The organism is Pseudomonas sp. B21128 (genome assembly GCF_044218865.1).
GTDB lineage: Bacteria > Pseudomonadota > Gammaproteobacteria > Pseudomonadales > Pseudomonadaceae > Aquipseudomonas > Aquipseudomonas iridis.
In genome coordinates this window covers 5,462,220-5,488,980 of sequence record NZ_CP162590.1, presented here as the reverse complement: position 1 = coordinate 5,488,980, position 26,761 = coordinate 5,462,220, and the positions used below count along the sequence as shown (strand labels likewise).

The 26,761-nt window shown below is 58.8% G+C and carries 22 protein-coding genes; 12 read left to right on the top strand and 10 right to left on the bottom strand.

Annotated elements, in window-relative coordinates; translation table 11 throughout:
• Positions 1 to 124 precede the first annotated feature (124 nt).
• From pyk to gcl, 5 genes are all read right to left on the bottom strand, one after another.
• Positions 125 to 1,540: a pyruvate kinase gene (gene pyk / locus AB4P91_RS24740; RefSeq protein ID WP_150594225.1), complete on the bottom strand. Its 1,416-nt coding sequence runs from the start codon at positions 1,538 to 1,540 to the stop codon at positions 125 to 127.
• The gene (locus AB4P91_RS24735; protein WP_395603899.1) at positions 1,537 to 2,811 is read right to left on the bottom strand and encodes a glycerate kinase; all 1,275 of its coding nucleotides are present in this window, start codon (positions 2,809 to 2,811) and stop codon (positions 1,537 to 1,539) included. Before AB4P91_RS24735 ends, pyk begins: the two co-directional genes overlap by 4 nt.
• 170 nt (positions 2,812 to 2,981) lie before the next feature.
• A complete protein-coding gene (locus AB4P91_RS24730; RefSeq protein ID WP_150594223.1) occupies positions 2,982 to 3,875 on the bottom strand; it encodes a 2-hydroxy-3-oxopropionate reductase in 894 nt (297 codons plus the stop codon).
• 161 nt (positions 3,876 to 4,036) lie between these two features.
• Complete coding sequence (gene hyi / locus AB4P91_RS24725; RefSeq protein ID WP_102900802.1) at positions 4,037 to 4,819, bottom strand: hydroxypyruvate isomerase; 783 nt, start codon at positions 4,817 to 4,819, stop codon at positions 4,037 to 4,039.
• 178 nt (positions 4,820 to 4,997) lie between these two features.
• On the bottom strand, positions 4,998 to 6,773 hold the full coding sequence (gcl, locus tag AB4P91_RS24720) for a glyoxylate carboligase (RefSeq protein WP_007919935.1): 1,776 nt from the start codon (positions 6,771 to 6,773) through the stop codon (positions 4,998 to 5,000).
• A gap of 269 nt (positions 6,774 to 7,042) precedes the next feature.
• Between gcl and AB4P91_RS24715 the strand changes: the two genes are divergently transcribed.
• Together AB4P91_RS24715 and AB4P91_RS24710 are read left to right on the top strand one after the other, a co-directional pair.
• Positions 7,043 to 7,483 carry a heme-binding protein gene (locus AB4P91_RS24715; RefSeq protein ID WP_395603898.1) on the top strand — a complete coding sequence of 147 codons (441 nt, stop codon included), beginning with the start codon at positions 7,043 to 7,045 and terminating at the stop codon, positions 7,481 to 7,483.
• Between the two features lie 209 nt (positions 7,484 to 7,692).
• The gene (locus AB4P91_RS24710) at positions 7,693 to 8,151 is read left to right on the top strand and encodes a transposase (protein ID WP_150594220.1); all 459 of its coding nucleotides are present in this window, start codon (positions 7,693 to 7,695) and stop codon (positions 8,149 to 8,151) included.
• A 111-nt stretch (positions 8,152 to 8,262) separates the two neighbouring features.
• Here the strand turns inward: AB4P91_RS24710 and AB4P91_RS24705 are convergent, their stop codons facing one another.
• Positions 8,263 to 8,868, bottom strand: coding sequence for a TetR/AcrR family transcriptional regulator (locus tag AB4P91_RS24705; RefSeq protein WP_150594219.1), 606 nt, complete (start codon positions 8,866 to 8,868; stop codon positions 8,263 to 8,265).
• Between the two features lie 135 nt (positions 8,869 to 9,003).
• Between AB4P91_RS24705 and AB4P91_RS24700 the strand changes: the two genes are divergently transcribed.
• Positions 9,004 to 9,918, top strand: a complete 915-nt coding sequence (locus AB4P91_RS24700; RefSeq protein WP_395603897.1) for a DUF808 domain-containing protein — start codon at positions 9,004 to 9,006, stop codon at positions 9,916 to 9,918.
• Between the two features lie 112 nt (positions 9,919 to 10,030).
• On the opposite strand, the gene AB4P91_RS24695 is transcribed toward AB4P91_RS24700, so the two are convergent.
• A complete protein-coding gene (locus AB4P91_RS24695) occupies positions 10,031 to 10,819 on the bottom strand; it encodes a VacJ family lipoprotein (protein ID WP_150597135.1) in 789 nt (262 codons plus the stop codon).
• Positions 10,812 to 12,110: a serine/threonine protein kinase gene (locus AB4P91_RS24690; RefSeq protein WP_150594216.1), complete on the bottom strand. Its 1,299-nt coding sequence runs from the start codon at positions 12,108 to 12,110 to the stop codon at positions 10,812 to 10,814. Before AB4P91_RS24690 ends, AB4P91_RS24695 begins: the two co-directional genes overlap by 8 nt.
• Positions 12,111 to 12,334: 224 nt before the next feature.
• On the opposite strand from AB4P91_RS24690, the gene AB4P91_RS24685 reads away from it, so the two are divergent.
• Positions 12,335 to 12,703, top strand: coding sequence for a hypothetical protein (locus AB4P91_RS24685; RefSeq protein WP_395603896.1), 369 nt, complete (start codon positions 12,335 to 12,337; stop codon positions 12,701 to 12,703).
• 121 nt (positions 12,704 to 12,824) lie between these two features.
• Here AB4P91_RS24685 and AB4P91_RS24680 read toward each other — a convergent pair whose 3' ends face one another.
• Complete coding sequence (locus tag AB4P91_RS24680; RefSeq protein ID WP_150594214.1) at positions 12,825 to 14,420, bottom strand: glycosyl hydrolase family 17 protein; 1,596 nt, start codon at positions 14,418 to 14,420, stop codon at positions 12,825 to 12,827.
• Positions 14,421 to 14,722: 302 nt separating this feature from the next.
• On the opposite strand from AB4P91_RS24680, the gene AB4P91_RS24675 reads away from it, so the two are divergent.
• The 3 genes from AB4P91_RS24675 (at position 14,723) to AB4P91_RS24665 (ending at position 17,790) form a co-directional block, all read left to right on the top strand.
• Positions 14,723 to 15,574 carry a glycine betaine ABC transporter substrate-binding protein gene (locus AB4P91_RS24675; RefSeq protein WP_042558285.1) on the top strand — a complete coding sequence of 284 codons (852 nt, stop codon included), beginning with the start codon at positions 14,723 to 14,725 and terminating at the stop codon, positions 15,572 to 15,574.
• A 249-nt stretch (positions 15,575 to 15,823) separates the two neighbouring features.
• Complete coding sequence (locus AB4P91_RS24670; RefSeq protein ID WP_042558286.1) at positions 15,824 to 16,135, top strand: DUF485 domain-containing protein; 312 nt, start codon at positions 15,824 to 15,826, stop codon at positions 16,133 to 16,135.
• Complete coding sequence (locus AB4P91_RS24665; RefSeq protein ID WP_150594211.1) at positions 16,132 to 17,790, top strand: cation acetate symporter; 1,659 nt, start codon at positions 16,132 to 16,134, stop codon at positions 17,788 to 17,790. The genes AB4P91_RS24670 and AB4P91_RS24665 overlap by 4 nt, the downstream gene beginning before the upstream one ends.
• Before the next feature lie 998 nt (positions 17,791 to 18,788).
• Here the strand turns inward: AB4P91_RS24665 and gltA are convergent.
• Positions 18,789 to 20,078 carry a citrate synthase gene (gltA, locus tag AB4P91_RS24660; protein WP_150594210.1) on the bottom strand — a complete coding sequence of 430 codons (1,290 nt, stop codon included), beginning with the start codon at positions 20,076 to 20,078 and terminating at the stop codon, positions 18,789 to 18,791.
• Positions 20,079 to 20,440: 362 nt separating this feature from the next.
• On the opposite strand from gltA, the gene sdhC reads away from it, so the two are divergent.
• From sdhC to AB4P91_RS24635, 5 genes are all read left to right on the top strand, one after another.
• Positions 20,441 to 20,815, top strand: a complete 375-nt coding sequence (gene sdhC, locus AB4P91_RS24655) for a succinate dehydrogenase, cytochrome b556 subunit (protein WP_150687876.1) — start codon at positions 20,441 to 20,443, stop codon at positions 20,813 to 20,815.
• Complete coding sequence (gene sdhD, locus AB4P91_RS24650) at positions 20,809 to 21,177, top strand: succinate dehydrogenase, hydrophobic membrane anchor protein (RefSeq protein WP_007977503.1); 369 nt, start codon at positions 20,809 to 20,811, stop codon at positions 21,175 to 21,177. Before sdhC ends, sdhD begins: the two co-directional genes overlap by 7 nt.
• Positions 21,178 to 21,180: 3 nt before the next feature.
• Positions 21,181 to 22,953, top strand: a complete 1,773-nt coding sequence (gene sdhA, locus AB4P91_RS24645; protein ID WP_042558290.1) for a succinate dehydrogenase flavoprotein subunit — start codon at positions 21,181 to 21,183, stop codon at positions 22,951 to 22,953.
• Positions 22,954 to 22,964: 11 nt separating this feature from the next.
• Positions 22,965 to 23,669, top strand: a complete 705-nt coding sequence (locus tag AB4P91_RS24640) for a succinate dehydrogenase iron-sulfur subunit (RefSeq protein WP_007959035.1) — start codon at positions 22,965 to 22,967, stop codon at positions 23,667 to 23,669.
• A 251-nt stretch (positions 23,670 to 23,920) separates the two neighbouring features.
• Positions 23,921 to 26,752 carry a 2-oxoglutarate dehydrogenase E1 component gene (locus AB4P91_RS24635; protein WP_150594209.1) on the top strand — a complete coding sequence of 944 codons (2,832 nt, stop codon included), beginning with the start codon at positions 23,921 to 23,923 and terminating at the stop codon, positions 26,750 to 26,752.
• Positions 26,753 to 26,761 lie beyond the last annotated feature (9 nt).

Sequence of the window (26,761 nt, the reverse complement as noted above, 5' to 3'; positions counted from 1 at the left end):
CACACAAATCAACTGTGGGAGCGAGCTTGCTCGCGAAGAGGCCAGTAAAAACGATGAGTCTCTTTGTCATAGGAACTCTGTGGCCAGAGGATTTCCCCCCTCGCCACAGGTTGTGTCGCTGTCTTTAAATCAACGTCTCGATACGCAGCGAGTTCGTCGACCCCGGCTGCCCAAACGGCACGCCGGCAGTGATCAGCAGCGTGTCACCACGCTCGGCCATTCCCTGCGCCTGGGCGATTTCCAGCGCGGTCGAGCAGACTTCATCGACCTGACGCAGGCGATCATTGACCACCGAGTGAATGCCCCATGCCACGCTCAAACGGCGCGCGGTCTGCAGGTTCGGCGTCAGGTTGAGGATCGGTGCTTTTGGCCGTTCCCGCGATGCACGCAGGCTCGATGCGCCCGACTCGCTGTAGTTGACCAAAACGGCCACCGGCAACACGTTGCTGATGCGCCGGATCGCGCAACTGATCGCATCCGACACGGTGGCCTCAGCCTTCGGCCGACTGACGTCCAGTTGCGTCTGATAATCCGGACCGTTTTCCACCTGGCGGATGATCTTGCTCATCATCTGCACAGCTTCCAGCGGGTACTCGCCGGACGCGGTTTCCGCCGACAGCATCACCGCATCGGCACCCTCGGCCACCGCGTTGGCGACGTCGGTGACTTCGGCGCGAGTGGGGGCAGGGGAGAAGCGCATCGACTCGAGCATTTGCGTCGCGACGACGACAGGTTTGCCGAGTTCGCGGCAGGTGGTGATGATGTTTTTCTGGATCTGCGGCACGCTCTCGGCCGGGACTTCTACGCCCAGATCACCGCGAGCCACCATGATCGCGTCGCTCAGTTCGGCGATTTCACGCAGTTGCTCAACCGCCGACGGCTTCTCGATTTTCGCCATCAGGAACGCTTTGTCACCGATCAGTGCGCGGGCCTCGAGAATGTCTTGCGGGCGCTGCACAAACGACAGCGCGACCCAATCCACACCCAGTTCCAGACCGAAACTCAGGTCGCGGCGATCCTTGGCGGTCAACGGGCTGAGTTCGAGCACCGCTTGTGGCACGTTCACGCCTTTGCGATCCGACAGTTCGCCGCCATTGAGCACGGTGGTGTCGATCGCATCGGCGTATTTGGTCACCACGCGCAGGCGCAGTTTGCCGTCGTCGAGCAGCAGATCCATGCCCGCTTCCAGCGCTTCGATAATCTCCGGATGGGGCAGGTTGATCCGGCGCTCATCGCCCGGTGTCGCGTCCAGATCGAGACGGAATGCCTGGCCGCGATGCAGCTGCACCTTGCCGTCAGCGAATTTGCCGACGCGCAGTTTCGGCCCTTGCAGGTCCATCAGAATGCCCAGCGGATAGTTGAGCTGGCGCTCGACTTCGCGGATCCACTGATAGCGCTTGGCGTGGTCGGCGTGATCACCGTGGCTAAAGTTGAGGCGGAAGATATTGACCCCGGCCTCGACCAGTTCGCGGATAGCGTCGATGCCATCGACCGCAGGCCCGAGGGTGGCGAGGATTTTGACCTTTTTATCAGGCGTCATGATTTAGAGTTCTCAAGGATCAGAATGGCGCGGAAGTCGTTGACGTTGGTGCGGGTCGGTTCGGTGACGATCAGCGCGTCGAGTGCCTGGAAGTAGCCGTAGCCGTTGTTGTTATCCAGCTCGTCGCTGGCGCTCAGGCCAAGGGCGGCGGCGCGGGCGTAGCTGTCCGGGGTCATGATGGCGCCGGCATTGTCTTCCGAGCCGTCGATGCCGTCAGTGTCACCGGCCAAGGCGTAGACGCCGGGCTGGCCCTTGAGACTGTCGGTCAGGCTCAGGAGGAATTCGGCATTGCGGCCGCCACGGCCATTGCCGCGCACGGTCACGGTGGTTTCGCCGCCGGAGAGGATCACGCAGGGGGCGGCCAGTGGCTGACCGTGGTTGATGATCTGGCGGGCGATGCCAGCGTGGACTTTCGCCACTTCGCGCGACTCACCTTCCAGGTCGCCGAGGATCAGCGTGCTGAAACCGGCCTGGCGGCATTTCACCGCGGCGGCATCCAGCGATTGCTGCGGACGGGCGATCAACTGGAAATGACTGCGAGCCAGGCTCGGGTCGCCGGGTTTGACGGTTTCCGACTCGGAGCTTTGCAGCCAGGTGCGTACCGACGCCGGGATCTCGATGCCGTAGCGCTTGATGATCGCCAAGGCTTCGGCTGACGTGCTCGGGTCGGCCACGGTCGGGCCGGAAGCGATGACCGTGGCGAGGTCGCCCGGTACATCGGAAATCGCATAGGTATAAACAGTCGCCGGCCAGCAGGCCTTGCCGAGACGGCCGCCCTTGATCGCCGAGAGGTGCTTGCGCACGCAGTTCATCTCGCCGATGGTCGCGCCGGATTTGAGCAGGGCTTTGTTGATCGACTGCTTGTCGGCAAGCGTGATGCCTTCGGCTGGCAGGGCGAGCAGGGCAGAGCCGCCACCGGACAGCAGGAAGATCACGCGGTCGTCTTCGCTCAGGTTACTGACCAGGTCCAGCACGCGTTTGGCGACGGCCAGACCGGCAGCGTCCGGCACTGGATGCGCGGCCTCGACCACTTCGATTTTTTCGCACGGGGCGCCGTGACCGTAACGGGTCACAACCAGGCCAGATACTTCACCCTGCCAGCAGCGCTCGACCACTTGCGCCATGGCAGCGGCGGCTTTGCCGGCGCCGATGACGATCACCCGACCGGTACGATCGGCTGGCAGATGGGCTTCGAGGACTTGCTGCGGATGCGCCGCGTCAATGGCTGTAGCAAACAGCTCGCGCAGCAGTTGTTGCGGATCGACCGACATGGCGGGCTCCCGGAATTCTTGTTATTGGGATAAAGCGACAACGGTGTAGCGACGCGGTCCTTGTGGGAGCTGGCTCGCCAGCGATTCAGGCACTGCGGTCGTTCAGGCAGACCGAGTTGATGCCATCGCGGGCAAGCCCGCTCCCACAGGGAGCGAGCCATAGGCGCAGATTATTTCTTGTCGCGAATCGAGAAGTTGGCCATGTGTTCCAGGCCCTTGATCAGCGCCGAGTGGTCCCAGTTGCTGCCACCGATCGCCGCGCAGGTGCTGAACACTTGCTGAGTGTTGGCGGTGTTCGGCAGGTTGATGTTCAGCTCCTTGGCGCCTTGCAGGGCCAGGTTCAGGTCCTTCTGGTGCAGGCTGATGCGGAAGCCTGGATCGAAGGTGCCTTTGATCATGCGCTCGCCGTGCACTTCGAGGATCTTGGAGGAGGCGAAACCACCCATCAGCGCTTCACGCACCTTGGCTGGATCCGCACCGTTTTTCGAAGCGAACAGCAGCGCTTCGGCGACGGCCTGGATGTTCAGGGCAACGATGATCTGGTTGGCAACTTTGGCGGTCTGACCGTCGCCATTGCCACCGACCAGGGTGATGTTCTTGCCCATGGCCTGGAACAGCGGCAATGCGCGTTCGAAGGCATCGGCGTCGCCACCGATCATGATGCTCAGGGTCGCGGCTTTGGCGCCGACTTCACCGCCGGACACTGGCGCGTCGAGGTATTGCGCGCCTTTCTCGTTGATCTTCGCCGCAAAAGTCTTGGTGGCGGTCGGCGAGATCGAGCTCATGTCGATGACGATTTTGCCTTTGCTGATGCCTGCCGCAACGCCGTCGGCGCGGAACAGCACGTCATCGACCTGCGGGGTATCCGGCACCATGACGATGATGAATTCAGCTTCCTGCGCGACTTCGCGCGGGTTGGCCAATGCGACGGCGCCAGCGGCAACCAGGTCGGCAGGCGCGGCGTCGTGGTGCGCCGACAGGAACAGGCTGTGACCGGCTTTCTGCAGGTTCGCCGCCATTGGGTGGCCCATGATGCCGGTGCCGATAAATCCGATTTTAGCCATGAGAAAATCCTCTTGTTTTTGTCTTGCTCAAGCAAATAGGGGGAGTTGCTTTTATGTGGGAACTAGCCTGCTCGCGAATGCGGTATGGCAGGCGCCACTGAGGGTGAATGTGCCGGCCTCTTCGCGAGCAAGCTCGCTCCCACAGGGTTGTTGCAGTGTTCTTAAATTGCGTTGTGGGTTTTCAGCCAGCCGAGGCCTGCTTCGGTGGTGGTCAGCGGCTTGTATTCACAGCCCACCCAACCCTGATAACCGATGCGATCAAGGTGTTCGAACAGGAAGCGGTAGTTGATCTCGCCAGTGCCCGGCTCGTTGCGGCCCGGGTTATCCGCGAGCTGCACATGGTTGATCTCGCTCAGGTGCGATTGCAGGGTGCGGGCCAGATCGCCTTCCATGATTTGCATGTGATAGATGTCGTACTGCAGGAACAGATTGGCGCTGCCGACCTGCTCGCGAATCGACAGGGCTTGCGCCGTGTTATTCAGGTAGAAGCCCGGAATGTCACGGGTGTTGATGGCTTCCATCACCAGTTTGATGCCCGCCGCTTGCAGCTTGTCGGCGGCGTACTTGAGGTTGGCGACGAAGGTCTTTTCAACCGTGGCATCGTCTACACCTTGCGGACGGATACCGGCCAGGCAGTTGATCTGGGTGTTGCCCAGCACTTGTGCGTAAGCAATCGCCAGATCAACCCCGGCGCGGAACTCTTCAACCCGATCCGGCAGACACGCGATACCGCGCTCGCCCTTGGCCCAGTCACCGGCCGGCAGGTTGAACAGCACTTGGGTCAGACCGTTGGCGTCGAGCCTGGCCTTGATTTCGGCAGAGCTGAAGTCGTACGGGAACAGGTATTCAACACCGCTGAAACCCGCCTTGGCGGCGGCGTCGAAACGGGCAAGGAAATCCTGTTCGGTGAACAGCATGGACAGGTTGGCTGCGAAACGCGGCATGGTGGTCTCCTAAAAACGGATTTGACACGGTGGGTCAGACTGAACGCAATCAGTCCCCTCTCCTGGGGGAGAGGGTTAGGGCGAGGGGGAATCCTGAGTCTGATCCCGATTTTGCGAGCACCGCAAAACCTTTCCCTCACCCCAGCCCTCTCCCGGGGGGAGAGGGCGCTAATGACGTTCAATCAAGCAGCGAAATCGCCGTTGGCGCATCGTTGCCGACCAGCGCCAGGTCTTCGAATTCGTTGACGGCGTTGATCTCGGTACCCATGGAGATGTTGGTCACACGCTCCAGAATGATCTCGACGATCACCGGCACCTTGAACTCTTCGATCATCTGTTCGGCCTTGCGCAGGGCAGGGGCGATTTCCGATGGTTCGAACACACGCAGTGCCTTACAGCCCAGGCCTTCGGCCACTGCGACGTGGTCAACACCGTAACCGTTGAGTTCCGGCGCGTTGAGGTTATCGAAGGACAGCTGCACGCAGTAGTCCATTTCAAACCCGCGCTGTGCCTGACGAATCAGGCCCAGGTACGAGTTGTTCACCACGACGTGGATGTAAGGCAGTTTGAACTGAGCGCCGACCGCCAGTTCTTCGATCATGAACTGGAAATCATAGTCCCCCGACAGGGCCACGACTTTACGGCTCGGATCGGCCTTGACCACGCCCAGTGCTGCCGGAATGGTCCAGCCCAACGGGCCAGCCTGACCGCAGTTGATCCAGTGACGCGGCTTGTAGACGTGCAGGAACTGCGCGCCGGCAATCTGCGACAGACCGATGGTGCTGACGTAGCAGGTGTCTTTGCCGAACACCTGGTTCATCTCTTCATACACGCGCTGCGGTTTGACCGGCACGTTGTCGAAGTGGGTCTTGCGGTGCAGGCTGGCTTTGCGCTGCTGGCAATCCTGCAGCCAGGCACTGCGGTTTTTCAGCTTGCCGGCCGCTTGCCACTCACGGGCGACTTCGATGAACACGGTCAGCGCGGCAGCGGCGTCGGACACGATGCCCAGGTCCGGTGTGAACACACGGCCGATCTGCGTGCCTTCGATGTCGACGTGAATGAACTTGCGACCTTCGGTGTAGACGTCAACCGAACCGGTGTGACGGTTGGCCCAACGGTTACCGATGCCCAGCACCACGTCGGATTTCAGCATGGTGGCGTTGCCGTAGCGGTGCGAAGTCTGCAGACCAACCATGCCGACCATCAACGGGTGATCGTCCGGGATGGTGCCCCAGCCCATCAGGGTCGGGATGACCGGAATCCCGGTCAGTTCAGCGAACTCGACCAGCAGATCACTGGCATCGGCGTTGATGATGCCACCACCGGCCACCAGCAATGGACGCTCGGCCTGATCGAGCAGGGCCAAAGCCTTCTCGACCTGAACGCGGGTCGCGGTCGGCTTGGCCAGCGGCAGAGGCTGGTAAGCGTCGATGTCGAATTCGATTTCGGCCATCTGCACGTCGAACGGCAGATCGATCAGCACAGGGCCTGGACGGCCGGAGCGCATTTCAAAAAAAGCTTTCTGGAACGCGTAAGGCACCTGGCCTGGTTCCAGCACCGTGGTTGCCCACTTGGTGACTGGCTTGACGATGCTGGTGATGTCGACAGCCTGGAAGTCTTCCTTGTGCATACGGGCGCGGGGTGCCTGGCCGGTAATGCAGAGGATTGGAATCGAGTCGGCCGAGGCGCTGTAGAGCCCGGTGACCATGTCGGTACCGGCAGGGCCGGAAGTCCCGATGCACACGCCGATGTTGCCGGCCTTGGTGCGGGTGTAGCCCTCGGCCATGTGCGAGGCGCCTTCAACGTGGCGAGCAAGGACGTGATCGATGCCACCGACTTTCTGCAAGGCGGAGTACAGCGGGTTGATGGCAGCGCCCGGAATGCCAAAAGCGGTATCAACCCCTTCACGGCGCATCACCAGAACGGCGGCTTCGATTGCTCTCATTTTGCTCATGGTTTTGTGCCTCTTTACGTTTTGTAATTGTATACAAGTGGCTTTGCGCAGAGTGTATTCACGGCGGACGGCGCAGGTCAATCCATTTTCTCAAGCGACTGTTTCATTCGTCGCAAGCCGGTTCTGCTGTGGCTTTTCGTCGCATGTGGCGCTTTTCGAGAATTATTGTATACAAAAAAATAACTCATTGTGTTCTATTTGTTTGCATCGGACTGCGGCATTCGAGCGCAGCTCCACGACTTTCCCTATAACAAAATGAGGACGGCACCATGAGCGCTTTAACCTTGAAAGTCGCAGTCAATCTGGTCAACGAAGCCATCAGTGCAGGGCGAGGCATCAATGCCGCGCCGTTGACCATCGCGGTACTCGATAGCGGCGGCCACCTGATCACCCTGCAACGCGAAGACGGCGCCAGCCTGCTGCGCCCGCAGATCGCCATCGGCAAAGCCTGGGGCGCGATTGCGCTGGGCAAGGGCTCACGCCTGCTGGCAGTGGACGCTCAACAACGCCCGGCATTCTTCGCGGCACTCAACAGCACGGGCCAGGGCAGCGTCGTGCCGGCACCGGGCGGTGTGTTGATCCGCGATCAGGCGGGGAATTTGCTGGGTGCGATCGGGATTAGCGGCGACCTGTCGGACATTGATGAGCAGGTGGCGATCAAAGCGGTGCAGGCGCTGGATTTGAGGGCGGATGGGGGGGGGGCTGCTTGATTTTTGGCGTCTGAACTGGCGCCTTCGCGAGCAAGCTCGCTCCCACAGGATTTGTGGTCTGACATAAAATGTCTGAATCACTCAGCTCCTCAGTGGGAGCGAGCTTGCTCGCGAAGACGTTTCATTTGACACATCCTGCCAAAAGTCTTTCTCCGCCTCCCTGGTTCGCAGATCTAACCTTTCAAGTCTCTACTTGGAAGGGCAAAGGAATGCCGAAATTATCAGCCTCACATCGATTGCGTTTTGGCCGGTATGACGAGCCCAATCGCCTATATTTACTCACTGCGAATACACTGCACCGCGAACCGGTTTTCAGCGATTTTGCATTGGGCAGGTTGGTCGTCGATCAGTTTCGTAATGCCCAGGATATTGGCCTTGCCAACTCAATGGCGTGGGTTGTCATGCCAGATCATTTCCATTGGCTGCTCGACTTGAGGCGAGGTTCACTGAGTGAGTTGATGCAAAGAACCAAGTCCTTAAGTGCGAGGGCGGTAAATATGACTACAGGTAGAAATGGCAGTATTTGGCAGCAGGGATTTCATGATCGAGCGCTGCGGCGTGAGGATGATTTGGTGAAAATGGCGCGTTACGTGGTGGCCAATCCATTGCGGGCAGGGTTGGTAGAGAAGCTTGGAGACTATCCGCTGTGGGATGCGATTTGGGTTTGAGCTGAAACCGAGGTGCCTTCATTCGCGAGCAAGCTCGCTCCCACAGGGGATTTGTGGTGTTCACCGATCCAATGTGGGAGCGAGCTTGCTCGCGAAGCAGGCGCCTCGGTCTCAATCCGGCTCACACCCCTTCAACACCAACCGAATTATCGTCTGCGCCGCGGCTTCATAATCCGCTTCATCCAGTTTGTCCTTGCCGGTGATCGCCGAGATCTGCCAGTCGAAGTCGGCGTAGGTCTGGGTAGCGGCCCAGATGCTGAACATCAGGTGATTGGGGTCGATCGGGGCGATCTGGCCGCGGTCGATCCAGGTCTGGATGCAGTCGATGTTGTGCTTGGCCTGGCCGTTGAGCTGCTCGACCAGGTCGGCACTCAGGTGCGGGGCGCCGTGCATGATTTCGCTGGCGAACACCTTGGAAGCGAAGGGCAGGTCGCGGGAGATGCGGATCTTCGAGCGGATGTAGCCGCTGAGCACTTCGCTCGGCACGCCTTCCGCGTTGAACGGAGTTGAAGCCTGCAAGATCGGCACGATGATGCTTTCCAACACCTCGCGGTAGAGGTTTTCCTTGGACTTGAAGTAGTAGTAGACGTTGGGCTTGGGCAATCCTGCCTTCGCGGCGATGTCGCTGGTTTTTGTCGCAGCGAAGCCCTTGTCGGCAAACTCCTCACTGGCAGCACGCAGGATCAGTTCTTTGTTGCGCTCGCGGATTGTGCTCATAAACCCGGTGGTTCCTTGCCTGTTCTGGCGGTGGCGCATGGTAGCACCGGCCTCGCGCAGCGCTCAACAATGCCCCATGTGGCCCGCGGTCGCGTTATGCTTCGCAACATTCATACATAGAAGGAAACAGGATTCATGGCAGGAAGCAGTTTGCTGGTGCTGATCGACGATATCGCCACCGTTCTGGATGACGTTGCGTTGATGACCAAAATGGCCGCCAAGAAGACCGCCGGGGTGCTCGGCGATGATTTGGCGCTCAACGCCCAGCAGGTCTCCGGCGTGCGCGCCGAGCGGGAAATCCCGGTGGTGTGGGCGGTGGCCAAGGGCTCGTTCCTCAACAAACTGATTTTGGTGCCCTCGGCGCTGGCGATCAGTGCGTTCGTGCCATGGCTGGTGACGCCGCTGTTGATGGTCGGTGGTGCGTATCTGTGCTTCGAAGGTTTCGAAAAGCTCGCGCACAAATTTCTGCACAGCAAGGCTGAAGATGACGCCGATCACGCGCAACTGAGTGCGGCCGTAGCCGATCCTGCGACTGATCTGGTGGCGTTCGAGAAGGACAAGATCAAAGGCGCGATCCGCACCGACTTCATCCTGTCGGCAGAAATCATCGCCATCACCCTGGGTGCCGTGGCTGGCGCCACGCTGACCCAGCAAGTGATCGTGCTGTCCGGCATCGCTATTGTCATGACCATTGGTGTGTATGGCCTGGTGGCCGGCATCGTCAAGCTCGACGACCTGGGGCTGTGGCTGACCCGGAAACCTGGGCAAATGGCCCAAAAAATCGGCAACGGCATTCTGGTCGCCGCGCCCTACATGATGAAGGCTCTGTCGGTGATCGGCACGGCGGCGATGTTCCTGGTCGGCGGCGGCATCCTGACCCACGGCGTGCCGGTGGTTCATCACTGGATTGAAAGCATCGGCGCAGCGGCGGGTAGCGCGGGGTTTGTGGTGCCGGTGTTGATTAATGGTGTGGCGGGGATTATCGCCGGTGCGGTGGTGCTGGCGGTTGTAACGCTCGTCGGCAAGATCTGGAAAGCTGTCAAAAGTTGAACGCATAACCTTGTGGGAGTTGGCAGGCTTGGCCCCCACAGTTTTAGCGTTGTTGTGTCATGAAAAAGGCCATTCGACTCGCATCGAATGGCCTTTTTTGTACCTGCCGAATCTACTCGGCAATCTGCAACTTGCGCGACTCGGTGTACACGTAGCGCACTTTCTCGTACTCGAACGGTGAGTTCAGCTGACCGTAGCGGAAGCCGGTCTGGTAGCGCTTGTCCACCGCGCGCAGGGCCCAGACTTCCGGGTGGTTGGAGCTGACTTCCGAGACGTTGAGGAAGTTGATCGCCGATTCGGTGGTGTAGTCCACGGCCAGACCTGCGGTGTCACGCAGGTTGGATGGGCCGAAAATTGGCAGGACGAAATAGGCGCCGCCCGGTACGCCGTAGAAGCCCAGCGTCTGACCGAAGTCTTCGCTCTGACGCGGCAGGCCCATGGCGGTGGCCGGGTCCCACAGGCCGGCGATGCCGATCGTGGTGTTGAGCAACAGGCGCGCGGTGGTTTCCATCGAGCGCTGGCCTTTGAACTGCAGCAGGCTGTTGACCAGGTTCGGCACATCGCCAAGGTTGTTGAAGAAGTTGCTCACGCCGGTGCGCAGGAAACCTGGCGTGACGTAACGATAGCCGTCGACTACAGGCAGAAACACCCATTGGTCGAAGCGATAGTTGAAGTGGTAAACCCGACGGTTCCACGACTCCAAAGGGTCATAGACGGCCAGCGCATTGAGCGTCGAACGTTCGAATTCACGCTGGTCCAGGCCCGGGTTGAACTTGAGTTTGGACAGCGGTTCCTTGAAACCGTCACTGTCGACCACCACCGGTGCGTTGGCTTTGCTGTTGTCGGCCTGGGCCACGCCTGCACAGAGGAACGCTGCTACCAGCAGGAGATATTTAGCCACGGAAGAACTCCAGCATCGCGTCGCTGTTGACGCGGTAGTTAATGTTGCCGCAATGGCCGCCCAGTGGATAAACGGTCAGGCGATCACCGAAGGTCTTGCGCAGGAAGCCGAGGTCGCCCGGGCCGAGAATCACGTCGTCGGCGTTGTGCATCACCGCGATTTTCGGGCTGTCGTGCAGGTAATCCTTGAGTGCGTACAGGCTGACCTGGTCGATCAGTTGCAGCAGGCTGCCGCCGTCGGTGCGCGCGCGCCACATCGGAATGACCTGTTCGGTCAGGTAGCAATCGAAGTCGCATTGCAGCGCACGCTTGAGGAACGGCGTGAGGCTGGTGCCTTCCGTGATCGGGTATTTCGGCGGGGTGATCAGGCCGCGACGGTTGATCAGGTCCGAGGTAAAGGCAATGTCGGCTGCCGAGAAGCGGAACGAAGTGCCGATCAGCATCGCCATCTGCTCGTTGGTCAGATGCTGCTTGGACTGCTGGAAGTCGTAAAGCAAGGCGTCATTGAGATCGATATAGCCTTTCTGCTGGAAGTAGCGGGTCAGCTTGGCCAGCACCAGTTCATAAAAGGTGGTGCTGTTGTTGATGCCTTTAACCTCGGTCTGCACGAGTTTGTCGAGGTTGGTGATCGAGGTGTAGAGATTGACCGGCGGATTGAGCAGCAGGACTTTCTTGAAGTTGAAGCTGCGTCGGGTCTCGTCCAGGTGTGCGACGAAGGCGGCATCCAGCGCACCGAGGCTATAACCGGTGAGGTAATAGTCGGTGACCGGCACGTCCGGATTTTGCGCCCGTACGGCCTGCATCACCCGGTACATGTCTTCGGCGTCTTCTTTGGTAATGCCCGGCGTGGCGAAGCGGGACGCAGCGCTGATGAAGTCGAAGCTGGTCGGTGAAGACAGCTGCACGACGTGGTAGCCGGCCTTGTAGTAGAGCTTTTTCAGGTATTCGTTGAGCGTGCTGTCGAAGCGCGCGCCGGTGCCGGCGATCAGGAAGATCAGCGGCGCGGGTTTGTCCTGTTCGGCGATGCGGTAGGTCAGCTTCTTCACCGGCCAGAAGTTGTCCGGCAGGATGAACTCGCGCTCCGGACGCAGAGTGACGCTGCGGTCCGATTGATTGATGTCGTCGTCCAACGGCAGTTCCGGGCGCAAGTCCGGCGGAGTCGTGGCGATGGTCGCCTCGAACGGGTTGGTCAGGGGATAGCCATAACTGGCGGCGTCGATATCCACCGCCAGTGCGGACGCACTCAAAATAAGGCCGCTAAACAGCGCGGCGAAGCGCAAGGAATGGAGCATGACTGGATCCCTAAGAGGAAGGTGCCGAATGAAGTTCGCAGGCTATGACCACCGTGCTTGCGCCAAAGTGCCATGCCGCGGCACCAAACAGGCAGAATTCGGAGTAATAGTAGCTGGACGATACACTTTGCACTGATTGGATGACTAGTTAACAGTTGTTATTGCTTGCGTATGGTTGGCGGCGGATTAAGCTGGCCGCCGATTTCCGAAGATTGGAGTGCTTCATGTCCCGCCGCTTGCCCGTGATTCTGTTACTCGTTTTGTTGCCATTGTGGCTGGCCGCCAGCTATGGCGCGCGTTATGGCTTCATGGAGGATGGCAAATGGGTGGGGATTTGCGTCGATGAGGCCAGCCGTTGGGAATGTCAGCTGCGAGCCAATCTTGGGCTGCTGATTCACTTCAAGGTATTGGGCTGGGCGGCACTGGGTTGTGCGCTGACCGGTTTTGTCGTGCCGGGGCGGGCAGGGTGGTGGTTGGCGGTGTTGGCGCTGATGTTCGGGCTGCCGGCACTGGCGTTGTACAACACGACGTTGGCGGTGTTTGCAGGGGTGATTGCGGGGCTGCGCTTGGTCCGGGCGTCCCGTAGCGCCTGATAGTCAGTCATCGCGGGCAAGCCCGCTCCCACAGGGATATGGGTAACACAATATATGTGCACGACTCAAAAACCTGTGGGAGCTGGCTTGCCAGCGATGAGGCCGGTACAGACGCTGAAGATCAGCGGCTGCGAACCCGCAAGCAGCGCCACAACGCCACAACCATCAACCCGCTGACCAGTGCCCAACCCCAGGCCTGTTGATTCTGCATCCCTTCCAGATACAACTGCGGCGCAATGCCGGCGCCTATGATGAACGTCAGCAGAGCAATCTCCCGACGCGGCACGTTCACCGGTCGGCACAGGTAAACCAGCGCCGGCAGCATAAATGCCATGGTGGCAAAGCTGCGGTAACGTGCATCGAACACCATCTCGAGCATCATCACCGCCGCCGCAAATCCGGCGGCCGCTACCAGCCATCCGGCGCGCTGTTCCAGCAGATTGAAGATGCGTTCGCGCCAGCCCGTACGAGCGCTCAAGGTCAGCGCGGCATGCGCCAGCACCAACAGATTCAAGGCCGTCAGCAACCCGACCCACAGCCATTCGCTGGCAAATCGTGTGGTCACAAATGCCAGATCACCCCAGGCCCCGATCGAGCAAGCGGCGAGGGCGCCCAACAGCGGCAGCACCAATGCCGAGCGCGTATTGCGCACCCGGCCACCGAGAAACAGGGTGCCAAGGAAAATCAGACCGCCGACCGCCAGCCACTGCTTCCAGTGCGGCACGTTCGTCACCGGCCCCGCGAGTATGCCTTTGTCCTGACGGTCGGCATCGAACAGCCCCCAATACCCGCCAACCGCGCCTTCACTGGCACGCTTCCAGGGCTGATCGAAAGCTTCGATCAGGTTGTAATGCCAGCCTTCTTTCTCGGCCATGGCAACAAAACCACGAATGAACTTCGCTTCGTTGACCCGGCTCGGCAGTGCTGTCTCACGCTGGCGACCTTCACTCGGCCAGCCGGTTTCGCCAATCATCACGTCCTTGGGCGCGAACTTGTTGCCGAATACCTGGCGCACCTGCGCCACATGCTGCAGCGCCGCATCGATATTCGACGGATCGTCTTCCCAGTACGGCAGCAAGTGAATGGTCAGGAAATCCACCGCTGGCGCGACTTCCGGGTGTTTGAGCCAGAATTCCCAGACATCGGCGTACGTCACCGGTTGTTTGATCTGACTTTTGACCTTGTTGATCAGCTTTACCAGCTGTCCGCCGGTGACCTCCTTGCGCAGCAACACTTCGTTGCCGACGATCACCGAGCTGACCACGTCCGGGTTGGCGTTGGCCGATGCGATCAGCAGGTCGACTTCCTTCTCGCTGTCCACCGGGTTGCTGTTGACCCAGGCACCGATCATCAATTTCAGGCCATGTTTGCGCGCCAGATCCGGCAGTGCTTCAAGGCCGGTCATGGAGTAGGTGCGGATGCATTCGAAGCGGGTGGCGAGCAGGGCGAGGTCGGCGTCCATGCGCTCCGGGCGCAACTTGAAGGGTACGTCGAATGGCGACTGGTCTTTGTCGAACGGGGTGTAGGAGGCGCATTGCAGCTTGTGCGTCGGTGTCGCGGCATCCGGGAGGATCACCGGTTTGCCGAGGCCATACCAGAAGCCGCCGAAGGCAAACAGTCCGAGCAGGCAGGCGAAGAGATACGGGAGAAAAGGAAAGCGGGACGTCGCGGACATGGTCAGGCCGAGTGGCTGCAAAGCGACGCATGTTACCTGCATTTATCCGGCGGTTGGTGGCTCGCATGATTTTGACATGCAAAGTTCGGGCGGATTATTTGGCGCCATTTATATAGACGTGGTTAATGGCCTTCTAATGTCGTTTCTCGTTGCCTTGAGGTCGCTGGCAGAGCAGGTCGCCTTGGGCGTCAGGTTGATGATCGAAGTCGTCAGTAACCCTTATTGATAAATCGCGCTGATGTTCGAATGAGTGTGCGGTCGGGCGTGATGGGGGCGCTGTGCACCATAACAATACGTTGACGATGCCCGGCATCCGTCGGGCGCAGCATTTCGGGGAAGTAACGATGAAGATGCGACGACTTTTAAGCGCAGGTGCCGTTCTGGCGCTTGCGATGAGCTCCACTTTCGCCAGCGCTGAAAAACAGACCCTGAACATCGGTTACGTTGACGGCTGGTCCGACAGCGTCGCGACCACCCATGTGGCGGCCGAAGTGATCAAGCAGAAACTGGGCTACGACGTGAAACTGCAAGCCGTCGCCACCGGGATCATGTGGCAAGGTGTGGCCACCGGCAAACTCGACGCCATGCTCTCGGCCTGGCTGCCAGTGACCCATGGTGATTACTGGACGAAGAACAAGGATCAGGTCGTCGACTACGGCCCGAACTTCAAGGATGCAAAAATCGGCCTGATCGTGCCGGAGTACGTCAAAGCCAAATCCATCGAAGACCTGAAAACCGACGACACCTTCAAAAATCGCATCGTCGGCATTGATGCCGGTTCAGGTGTGATGCTCAAGACTGATCAGGCGATCAAGGATTACGGCCTCGATAAATACTCGCTGAAGGCCAGTTCCGGTGCCGGCATGATCGCCGAACTGACCCGCGCCGAAAAGAAAAACGAATCCATCGCCGTCACCGGTTGGGTACCGCACTGGATGTTCGCCAAGTGGAAACTGCGCTTCCTCGACGACCCGAAAGGCGTTTACGGTGCAGCTGAAACCGTGAATAGCATCGGCAGTAAAGAGCTTGATGCCAAAGCGCCGGAAGTGGCGAAGTTCCTGAAGAACTTCCAGTGGGCTTCGAAAGACGAAATTGGCGAAGTGATGCTGGCGATTCAGGACGGTGCAAAACCTGACGCCGCCGCCAAAGCCTGGGTAGCCAAGCACCCGGAGCGCGTGGCTGACTGGACTAAATAACCTGACATAGCTTTTTCACCGCGAACCCTGTGGGAGCGGGCTTGCCCTCGATAGCGGTCTGTCAGTTGGCTAATCAGTCGACTGGCATGACGCAATCGCTGGCAAGCCAGCTCCCACAGTTTTTTATATGTGCTTGAGAATGGCAGAGCTGTCATGGCGTTCTACTACTAAGGTCGTCTGGAACCTGGCTCGCAGCCGCATACAGTGGATATCGTTCCAACAATAATCTGTGCTGCGAGGATAAAAACAATGAACGACAGCATTTACCTCTCGATTCAAAACAGTCCCCGATTCAAGGAACTGGTTAGCAAGCGAGAAAAGTTCGCCTGGATTCTTTCAGCGATCATGCTTGGGCTTTACTCCGGTTTCATCCTTCTGATTGCTTACGGGCCGCATCTCCTGGGCGCGAAGATCAGTCCTGAGTCCTCCATTACCTGGGGCATTCCTATCGGTGTCGGGCTGATTCTCTCGGCCTTCATCCTGACCGGTATCTACGTAAAGCGCGCCAATGGCGAGTTCGACGACCTGAACAATGCGATTCTCAAGGAGGCTCAGCAATGATCCGGCGTCTACTGGCTCTATTGAGCGTTGCAGCTTTCGCACCGGGTGCCTGGGCGGCTGATGCCTTGACCGGTGCGGTGGCCAAACAGCCGCTGAACATCCCTGCGATCCTGATGTTCGTGGCATTTGTCGGCGCCACTTTGTACATCACCTACTGGGCCTCGAAGAAAAACAACTCCGCGGCCGACTACTATGCCGCGGGCGGCAAGATCACCGGTTTCCAGAACGGTCTGGCGATTGCCGGTGACTACATGTCGGCGGCGTCCTTCCTGGGGATTTCCGCGCTGGTGTTCACCTCCGGCTACGATGGGTTGATCTACTCGATCGGCTTCCTGGTGGGCTGGCCGATCATTCTGTTCCTGATCGCCGAGCGTCTGCGTAACCTGGGTAAATACACTTTTGCCGACGTGGCGTCCTATCGCCTCGGGCAAACCCAGATTCGCTCGCTGTCCGCCTGCGGTTCGCTGGTGGTGGTGGCGTTCTACCTGATCGCGCAAATGGTGGGTGCGGGCAAGCTGATCCAGTTGCTGTTTGGTCTGGATTACCACGTTGCGGTGATTCTGGTCGGTGTGCTGATGTGCATGTACGTGCTGTTCGGCGGCATGCTGGCAACCACCTGGGTGCAGATCATCAAGGCTGTGTTGCTGCTGTCGGGTGCATCGTTCATGGCACTGATGGTGATGAAGCACGTCAACTTCGACTTCAACACGCTGTTCTCCGAGGCGATCAAGGTGCACGCCAAGGGCGAAGCGATCATGAGCCCGGGCGGTCTGGTCAAGGATCCGGTTTCGGCATTCTCGCTGGGTCTGGCGTTGATGTTCGGTACCGCTGGCCTGCCGCACATTCTCATGCGCTTCTTCACCGTGAGTGATGCAAAAGAAGCCCGTAAGAGCGTGCTGTACGCAACCGGGTTCATTGGCTACTTCTACATCCTGACGTTCATCATCGGCTTCGGCGCGATCCTGCTGGTCAGCACTAACCCGGCCTTCAAAGATGCTGCTGGCGCGCTGTTGGGCGGCAACAACATGGCGGCGGTGCACCTGGCCAACGCGGTCGGCGGTAGCATCTTCCTTGGCTTCATCTCGGCGGTTGCCTTCGCGACCATCCTCGCTGTAGTGGCAGGCCTGACCCTGGCGGGTGCTTCGGCGGTTTCTCACGACCTCTACGCCAGCGTTATCAAGAAGGGCAAGGCGAACGAGAAGGACGAGATTCGCGTCTCGAAGATCACCACGATTGCCCTGGCGGTGCTGGCGATTGGTCTGGGTATCCTCTTCGAGAGCCAGAACATTGCGTTCATGGTTGGCCTGGCGTTCTCGATCGCGGCGAGCTGTAACTTCCCGGTGCTGCTGCTTTCGATGTACTGGAAGAAGCTGACGACTCGTGGGGCAATGATTGGTGGCTGGTTGGGTCTGGTCAGCGCTGTTGGCCTGATGATTCTTGGCCCGACCATCTGGGTGCAGATTCTGCATCACGAGAAGGCGATCTTCCCTTATGAGTACCCGGCGCTGTTCTCGATGATCATTGCGTTTGTGGGGATCTGGTTCTTCTCGATCACTGACAAGTCGGCGGCTGCAGACCGGGAACGTGCGTTGTTCTTCCCTCAGTTTGTGCGTTCGCAGACGGGGTTGGGGGCAAGTGGGGCGGTTTCGCATTGATCGCTTGATGGTTTTGTAATGTTGTTCTGAATGCCCCGGTTGAGAAATCGGGGCATTTGTGGGCGGTTATCGGGCAGACTGTATTTTTTGTGTGGATCGTGTACATATCCGTTGCTGCGGTGACGGCCTACGGTTTGCTTCGCTGCACCTCCTCTCGCTGTGTTTGGCTTCGCCAAACGGTCGCTGCGCTCCCACCCCCGGATCAATCCCGGAACGAAGCCTTCCGACGTCGCCTTACAGATCAAAAGCTGCAGCCGAGCTAACGCTCATCCTGTTGAGTGGTGGGAGAGCGATGCGGTCGGCTTAGTTTTTGGGTTGGGTTCGCCCCTCACCCCAGCCCTCTCCCCGAGGAGAGGGAGCCGATTTGTGAGGCTTTCAGAATCTGAGTTCGACTCGGTATCCCAGGTCGGCATAGCGCTGCCAAACACCTCGATCAGTTCCCTCTCCCTCCGGGAGAGGGCTAGGGTGAGGGGCTCTTGATCTGATTCAGAATCTGAGTTCGACTCGGTATCCCAGGTCGGCGTAGCTCTGCCAAACATCTCGATCAGTTCCCTTTCCCTCCGGGAGAGGGCTAGGGTGGGGGGGGCTCCTGATCTGGTTTGTGATCTTGCTTTGGCTTTGGCTTTGGCTTTTTTGCCCCATCGGCAGGCCGAGCGTAGGTGTTCATCAGGGGGTAGACGCGCAGCGCCGTGCGGCGAAGCCGCATCCATCGACAGGAGGTGCAGCGAAGCAAACCGCAAGCGATGCCCCCGGATGGACACCGTAGCGAGGGAACACTGAGCTTCAGCGAAGTGCCGTACGCCAGGGGCAAAGCCTTTTGGTTCCTTTTTGGCGTTTGAAAAAGGGACTCGCTGTAAGAGCGAAACCGCCAGCGGCATCACCCGCAGCAACGGATATGCCCCCAAAACCTACGCCCCAAAAACGCCACAAACAAAAACGGCCCCTATATAAATAGAGGCCGTTCCCGGTACAACTAAGACTTCATCGCAAGACAAATCTTATTTGCGGTCTTCCAGCTTGGTAATGTCACGCGACTCGTAGCCGGTGTACAACTGGCGCGGACGGCCAATCTTGTACGGGCTCGAGAGCATCTCTTTCCAGTGGGAGATCCAGCCAACAGTACGTGCCAGCGCGAAAATCACCGTGAACATGCTGGTCGGAATGCCGATCGCCTTGAGGATGATCCCCGAGTAGAAGTCGACGTTCGGGTACAGCGAGCGTTCGATGAAGTACGGGTCGGTCAGCGCGATCTCTTCCAGGCGCATGGCCAGTTGGAGTTGCGGATCGTCGTTGATACCCAGTTCCTTCAATACTTCGTCGCAGGTCTGCTTCATTACAGTCGCGCGAGGATCGCGGTTCTTGTAAACGCGGTGACCGAAGCCCATCAGCTTGAACGGGTCGTTCTTGTCCTTGGCCTTGGCGATGAACTTGTCGATGTTGGACACATCGCCAATCTCGTCAAGCATGGTCAGAACGGCTTCGTTCGCACCGCCGTGAGCAGGGCCCCACAGTGCGGCGATACCGGCGGCGATACAGGCGAACGGGTTGGCACCCGAAGAGCCCGCCAGACGCACGGTGGAAGTCGATGCGTTCTGCTCGTGGTCGGCATGGAGGATGAAGATCTTGTCCATGGCCTTGGCGAGCACCGGGCTGATCGGTTTGATCTCGCACGGGGTGTTGAACATCATGTGCAGGAAGTTTTCCGCGTACGTCAGGTCGTTGCGCGGGTACATCATGGGTTGACCCATGGAGTACTTGTAAACCATCGCTGCCAGGGTCGGCATCTTAGCAACCAGACGGATCGCGGAGATTTCGCGATGCTGCGGGTTATTGATGTCGAGGGAGTCGTGGTAGAAGGCCGAGAGGGCGCCGACTACGCCGCACATGACGGCCATAGGGTGGGCGTCGCGACGGAAACCGTTGAAGAAGGTTTTCAGCTGCTCGTGAACCATCGTGTGGTTTTTCACGGTGCTGACGAACTGGGCCTTCTGTTCTGCGGTCGGCAGTTCGCCGTTGAGCAGCAGATAGCAGGTTTCCAGGTAGTCCGACTTTTCAGCCAGCTGTTCGATCGGGTAGCCGCGGTGCAACAGAATGCCGTTGTCGCCGTCGATATAGGTGATCTTCGATTCGCACGAGGCGGTCGACATGAAACCCGGGTCGAAAGTGAAGCGGCCCGTGGCCGTCAGGCCCCGAACATCAATAACATCGGGACCAACGGTGCCGGTTAAAATGGGCAGCTCGACGGGGGCTGCGCCCTCGATGATCAACTGCGCTTTTTTGTCAGCCATGTGGCCTCCTATTTATGCTTGAACCATCAGACAGACCCCCCACGCAGGGCCCGCACCACTATAGTGAGATAAATTCGAATGTCAATTTGCCTAAAGTCTTGCTCCAGAAGGCTTTAACTGCCCTTTTTCCTCGAAATTGACTGCCATTTACGCCTTTTATACGACTTGTGCAATGCGCTATTTGGGGTAGGTGATTGCGTTGTCATTAGTAGCCTAACTGTCTATACTCGGCCACCGACCGCCAAGGGCTTTTGGGCCTGCTTTATTGGGGGTCGCATCCCTGGGTGGTGGTTACCTGACCAGTGCACTCCCCAACAACTTTGCCCTGATTGTTAGGGGCTCTTCAGTGTGAAAAAAAAGCCGTGAAAAGCCAACGACCTGTAAACCTAGACCTAAGGACCATCAAACTCCCCATCACCGGCGTTACGTCGTTTCTTCACCGTGTTTCCGGCATCATCCTCTTCCTGGGCCTGGGCTTCATGCTTTATGCATTGGGCAAATCCCTGGATTCCGAGGAAGGTTTTGCCGAAGTGAAGGCATGCTTGACCAGCCCGCTGGCCAAGTTCGTAGCATGGGGCCTCCTGTCCGCTCTGCTGTATCACCTGGTAGCCGGTGTGCGCCACTTGATCATGGATATGGGCATCGGTGAGACGCTGGAAGGCGGCCGCCTGGGCTCGAAAATCATCATCGCCATTTCCGTGGTGCTGATCGTTCTGGCAGGAGTTTGGATATGGTAACCAGCGTTACGAACCTTTCGCGTTCGGGCCTCTATGACTGGATGGCGCAACGTGTGTCTGCGGTTGTTCTCGCGGCTTATTTCATCTTCCTGATCGGATACCTTGCAGCGAATCCGGGCATTGGTTACGACCAGTGGCATGGCCTGTTCGCCCACAACGGGATGCGTATCTTCAGTCTGCTGGCCCTCGTTGCCCTTGGCGCTCACGCCTGGGTCGGCATGTGGACCATCGCGACCGACTACCTGACGCCAATGGCGCTGGGCAAGTCCGCGACCGCAGTACGTTTCCTTTTCCAGGCAGTATGCGGCGTTGCGATGTTCGCTTACTTCGTCTGGGGTGTGCAGATTCTCTGGGGTATCTGATTCATGGCTAACATTCCAACGATTTCTTTCGACGCCATCATTATTGGTGGCGGCGGTGCTGGCATGCGCGCTGCGCTGCAACTGGCACAGGGCGGTCACAAGACTGCCGTGATCACCAAGGTTTTCCCGACTCGTTCGCACACTGTATCGGCTCAGGGTGGCATCACCTGCGCGATCGCTTCTGCCGATCCGAACGATGACTGGCGCTGGCACATGTACGATACCGTCAAGGGCTCCGACTACATCGGTGACCAGGACGCTATCGAATACATGTGTCAGGAAGGCCCGGCTGCCGTTTATGAGCTGGACCACATGGGGATGCCGTTCTCGCGTACCGAACAGGGCCGCATCTACCAGCGTCCGTTCGGCGGTCAGTCGAAGGATTACGGTAAAGGCGGGCAGGCTGCCCGTACTTGCGCCGCTTCCGACCGTACCGGTCACGCACTGCTGCACACCCTTTATCAGGGCAACCTGAAAGCCGGTACCACGTTCCTGAACGAGTACTACGCTGTCGACCTGGTGAAAAACGCTCAAGGCGAGTTCGTCGGTGTGATCGCCATCTGCATCGAAACCGGTGAAACCACCTACATCCGCGCCAAGGCTACTGTTCTGGCAACCGGCGGTGCAGGTCGGATCTACGCGTCCACCACCAACGCCCTGATCAACACCGGTGACGGCGTCGGCATGGCGCTGCGTGCGGGTGTGCCGGTACAGGACATCGAAATGTGGCAGTTCCACCCAACCGGCATCGCCGGCGCCGGTGTACTGGTTACCGAAGGTTGCCGTGGTGAAGGTGGATACCTGATCAACAAGCACGGCGAGCGTTTCATGGAGCGTTATGCTCCGAACGCCAAAGACCTCGCCGGTCGTGACGTTGTTGCCCGCTCGATGGTTAAAGAGATCATCGCGGGTAACGGTTGCGGCCCGAATGGCGACCACGTGCTGCTCAAGCTCGATCACCTGGGTGAAGAAGTGCTGCACAGCCGTCTGCCAGGCATCTGCGAACTGTCGAAGACTTTCGCACACGTTGACCCGGTTGTTGCTCCGGTTCCGGTTGTTCCGACTTGCCACTATATGATGGGCGGTGTTCCGACCAACATTCATGGCCAGGCGATCACCCAGAACGCTGAAGGCGTGGACGAGATCATTCATGGTCTGTTCGCCGTCGGCGAAGTGGCTTGCGTATCGGTTCATGGTGCCAACCGTCTGGGCGGCAACTCGCTGCTCGATCTGGTGGTGTTCGGCCGCGCTGCCGGTCTGCACCTCGAGAAAGCACTGACTGACGGCATCGAATACGATGACGCCACCGAAGCTGATATCGACGCTGCCCTGTCGCGCCTCAATGCACTGAACAGCCGTACCGATGGCGAAGACGTCGCTACGCTGCGTCGCGAGCTGCAAAGCTGCATGCAGAACTACTTCGGCGTATTCCGTACCGGCGAATACATGCAGAAAGGTATTGCCCAGCTGGCAGACCTGCGCACCCGTATCGCCAACGTGAAAATCAACGATAAGTCGCAGGCGTTCAACACTGCACGTATCGAAGCGCTTGAGCTGCAAAACCTGCTGGAAGTCGCTGAAGCCACTGCCATCGCGGCCGAAGTCCGTAAAGAGTCCCGCGGCGCGCACGCCCGTGAAGACTTTGAAGACCGTGACGACGAAAACTGGCTGTGCCACACCCTGTACTTCCCGGGTGACAAGCGCGTTGCCAAGCGTGCCGTGAATTTCTCGCCGAAAACTGTTCCGACTTTTGAACCTAAGATTCGGACTTATTAAGGGTGGCCGCCATGTTGCAAGTCAGCGTTTATCGTTACAACCCTGATCAGGACGCCGCGCCGTTCATGCAGGAATTCCAGGTCGATACCGGTGGTAAAGACCTGATGGTGCTGGACGTGCTGGCCCTGATCAAAGAGCAGGATGAGGGTTTCTCCTATCGTCGCTCTTGCCGTGAAGGTGTTTGCGGTTCCGACGGCATGAACATCAACGGCAAAAACGGCCTGGCGTGCATCACGCCACTGTCCGCTGTCGTAAAAGGCAACAAGTTGATCGTTCGTCCGCTGCCAGGTTTGCCGGTTATCCGTGACCTGGTTGTCGATATGAGCATCTTCTACAAGCAATACGAGAAGGTTAAGCCATTCCTGCAGAACGACACGCCGGCTCCGGCCATCGAGCGTCTGCAGTCCCCTGAAGAGCGTGAAAAGCTCGACGGTCTGTACGAGTGCATTCTGTGCGCTTGCTGCTCGACCTCTTGCCCGTCCTTCTGGTGGAACCCGGACAAGTTCCTGGGCCCGGCCGCACTGCTGCAAGCTTATCGCTTCCTGGCAGACAGCCGTGACACCAAGACGTCCGAGCGTCTGGCTTCGCTGGATGACCCGTTCAGTGTTTTCCGCTGCCGGGGCATCATGAACTGCGTCAACGTATGTCCGAAAGGCCTGAACCCGACTAAGGCCATCGGTCACATCCGTAACATGCTGCTTTCGAGCGGCGTGTGATTCAGCTGCTGTAACCGCTGCACCGTAGAGGCTGTGGCGCGGGCTTCAACCCGCGTCATGGCTATAACCAGAGCAGCAGCCACAAGCTGCGGCTCTTATTTTGAAGAAATGAGACAAGCAGGGGCATCCGGGCTGGTACCCGGACTATCAGTGTGATCCTAAGTGGCTTGTTTTAGTCGCTGCATTCGGACTTCTGCAAGTTTGCTCGGTGTCGACATCGATGGTGTTCCCCTAACCGAGGGTGACCAAGCATGCAAGAAAGCGTGATGCAGCGCATGTGGAACAGCGCCTACCTTTCAGGTGGAAACGCTGCCTATGTGGAAGAGCTTTATGAGCTCTACCTGCACGACCCTAACGCTGTGCCAGAAGAGTGGCGCACCTACTTTCAGAAGCTGCCTGCCGACGGCGGCTCTGCCACTGATGTTTCGCACTCCACGATTCGCGATCATTTCGTGCTGCTGGCAAAGAACCAGCGCCGCGCTCAACCGGTTTCCGCCGGCAGCGTGAGCAGTGAGCACGAGAAGAAGCAAGTTGAAGTGCTGCGATTGATCCAGGCCTACCGTATGCGTGGCCACCAGGCAGCCCAGCTTGACCCGCTGGGGCTGTGGCAGCGTCCTGCACCTGCAGACCTGTCGATCAATCATTACGGCTTGACCAATGCCGATCTTGATACGACCTTCCGTGCCGGCGACCTGTTCATCGGCAAAGAGGAAGCGAGCCTACGCGAAATTCACGAAGCGTTGCAGCAGACATATTGCCGCACCATCGGCGCTGAATTTACGCACATCACCGATTCCGAGCAGCGTCACTGGTTCCAGCAGCGTCTGGAAAGCGTGCGCGGCCGTCCAACGTACTCCGCCGACATCAAGAGCCACCTGCTCGAGCGCGTCACCGCCGGCGAAGGTCTGGAAAAATACCTGGGCACCAAATACCCTGGTACCAAGCGTTTCGGTCTGGAAGGCGGCGAAAGCCTGATTCCGATGCTCGACGAGCTGATTCAGCGTTCCGGTTCGTATGGCACCAAGGAAGTCGTGATCGGCATGGCCCACCGTGGCCGTCTCAACGTGCTGGTCAACACCTTCGGCAAGAACCCGCGCGAGCTGTTCGACGAGTTCGAAGGCAAGAAGAAGGTCGAGCTGGGTTCCGGTGACGTTAAATACCACCAGGGCTTCTCGTCCAACGTGATGACCACCGGTGGTGAAGTTCACCTGGCCATGGCGTTCAACCCGTCCCACCTGGAAATCGTTTCCCCGGTGGTCGAGGGTTCGGTTCGTGCCCGTCAGGATCGTCGTAACGACCCTACCGGTGAGAAGGTTCTGCCAATCTCCATCCACGGCGACGCGGCATTTGCCGGCCAGGGCGTGGTGATGGAAACCTTCCAGATGTCGCAGACCCGCGGTTTCAAGACCGGCGGTACCGTGCACATCGTGATCAACAACCAGGTTGGTTTCACCATCAGCAACCCGCTGGACTCGCGTTCCACCGAGTACGCGACCGACGTTGCGAAAATGATCCAGGCACCGATCCTCCATGTGAATGGCGATGATCCGGAAGCCGTATTGTTCGTGACTCAGCTGGCCATCGACTACCGCATGCAGTTCAAGCGTGACGTGGTGATCGACCTGGTCTGCTACCGTCGTCGCGGCCACAACGAAGCTGACGAGCCAAGCGGCACCCAGCCTCTGATGTATCAGCAGATCACCAAACAGCGCACCACCCGTGAGCTGTACGCTGACAGTCTGACTCAGAGCGGTGTGCTCGACGCTGAGCGTGTTCAGGCGAAAGTCGACGAATACCGCAACGCGCTGGACAACGGTCTGCACGTAGTAAAAAGCCTGGTCAAAGAGCCGAACAAAGAGTTGTTCGTGGACTGGCGTCCATATCTGGGCCACGCCTGGACCGCGCGTCATGACACTCGCTTCGACCTCAAGACCCTGCAGGAACTGTCCGCCAAGCTGCTGGAAATTCCGGATGGCTTCGTGGTTCAGCGCCAGGTCTCGAAAATCTACGAAGACCGTCAGAAGATGCAAGCCGGCGGCCTGCCGATCAACTGGGGTTACGCCGAAACCATGGCGTACGCGACCCTGGCGTTCGAAGGTCACCCGATTCGCATGACCGGTCAGGACATCGGCCGCGGTACGTTCTCGCACCGTCACGCTGTTCTGCACAACCAGAAAGATGCGGGCACTTACATTCCGCTGCAGCACTTGTACGACGGTCAGCCACGTTTTGACCTGTACGACTCGTTCCTGTCGGAAGAAGCCGTTCTGGCGTTCGAATACGGTTACTCGACCACCACGCCGGATGCGCTGGTGATCTGGGAAGCCCAGTTCGGCGACTTCGCCAACGGTGCGCAAGTGGTTATCGACCAGTTCATCACCAGTGGCGAGCACAAGTGGGGCCGTCTGTGCGGTCTGACCATGCTGCTGCCGCACGGTTATGAAGGTCAGGGGCCTGAGCACTCTTCGGCGCGTCTGGAGCGTTACCTGCAATTGTGCGCCGAGCACAACATTCAGGTAGCGGTACCGACCACGCCGGCTCAGATCTACCACTTGCTGCGTCGTCAGGTGATTCGTCCGCTGCGCAAACCGTTGATCGTCCTGACTCCGAAGTCGCTGCTGCGCCACAAGCTGGCTGTCTCGACCCTGGAAGATCTGGCCGAGGGTTCGTTCCAGACCGTTATCCCGGAAATCGATGTACTGGACCCGAACAAGGTCGAGCGCGTTGTTCTGTGTAGCGGCAAGGTCTACTACGACCTGCTGGAAAAACGCCGTGCCGAAGGCCGTGACGATATTGCCATCGTGCGTATCGAGCAGTTGTACCCATTCCCTGAGGACGACTTGATTGAAGTCCTGGCTCCGTACACCAACCTCAAACATATCGTTTGGTGTCAGGAAGAGCCGATGAACCAGGGTGCCTGGTACTGCAGCCAACACCACATGCGCCGCATCGTTGGCAAACACGACAAATCTCTCGTACTCGAGTACGCGGGCCGTGATGCCTCTGCTGCACCTGCCTGTGGTTACGCATCGATGCACGCCGAGCAGCAGGAAAAACTGCTGCAAGCCGCGTTTACCGTTTAACGCCTTCGC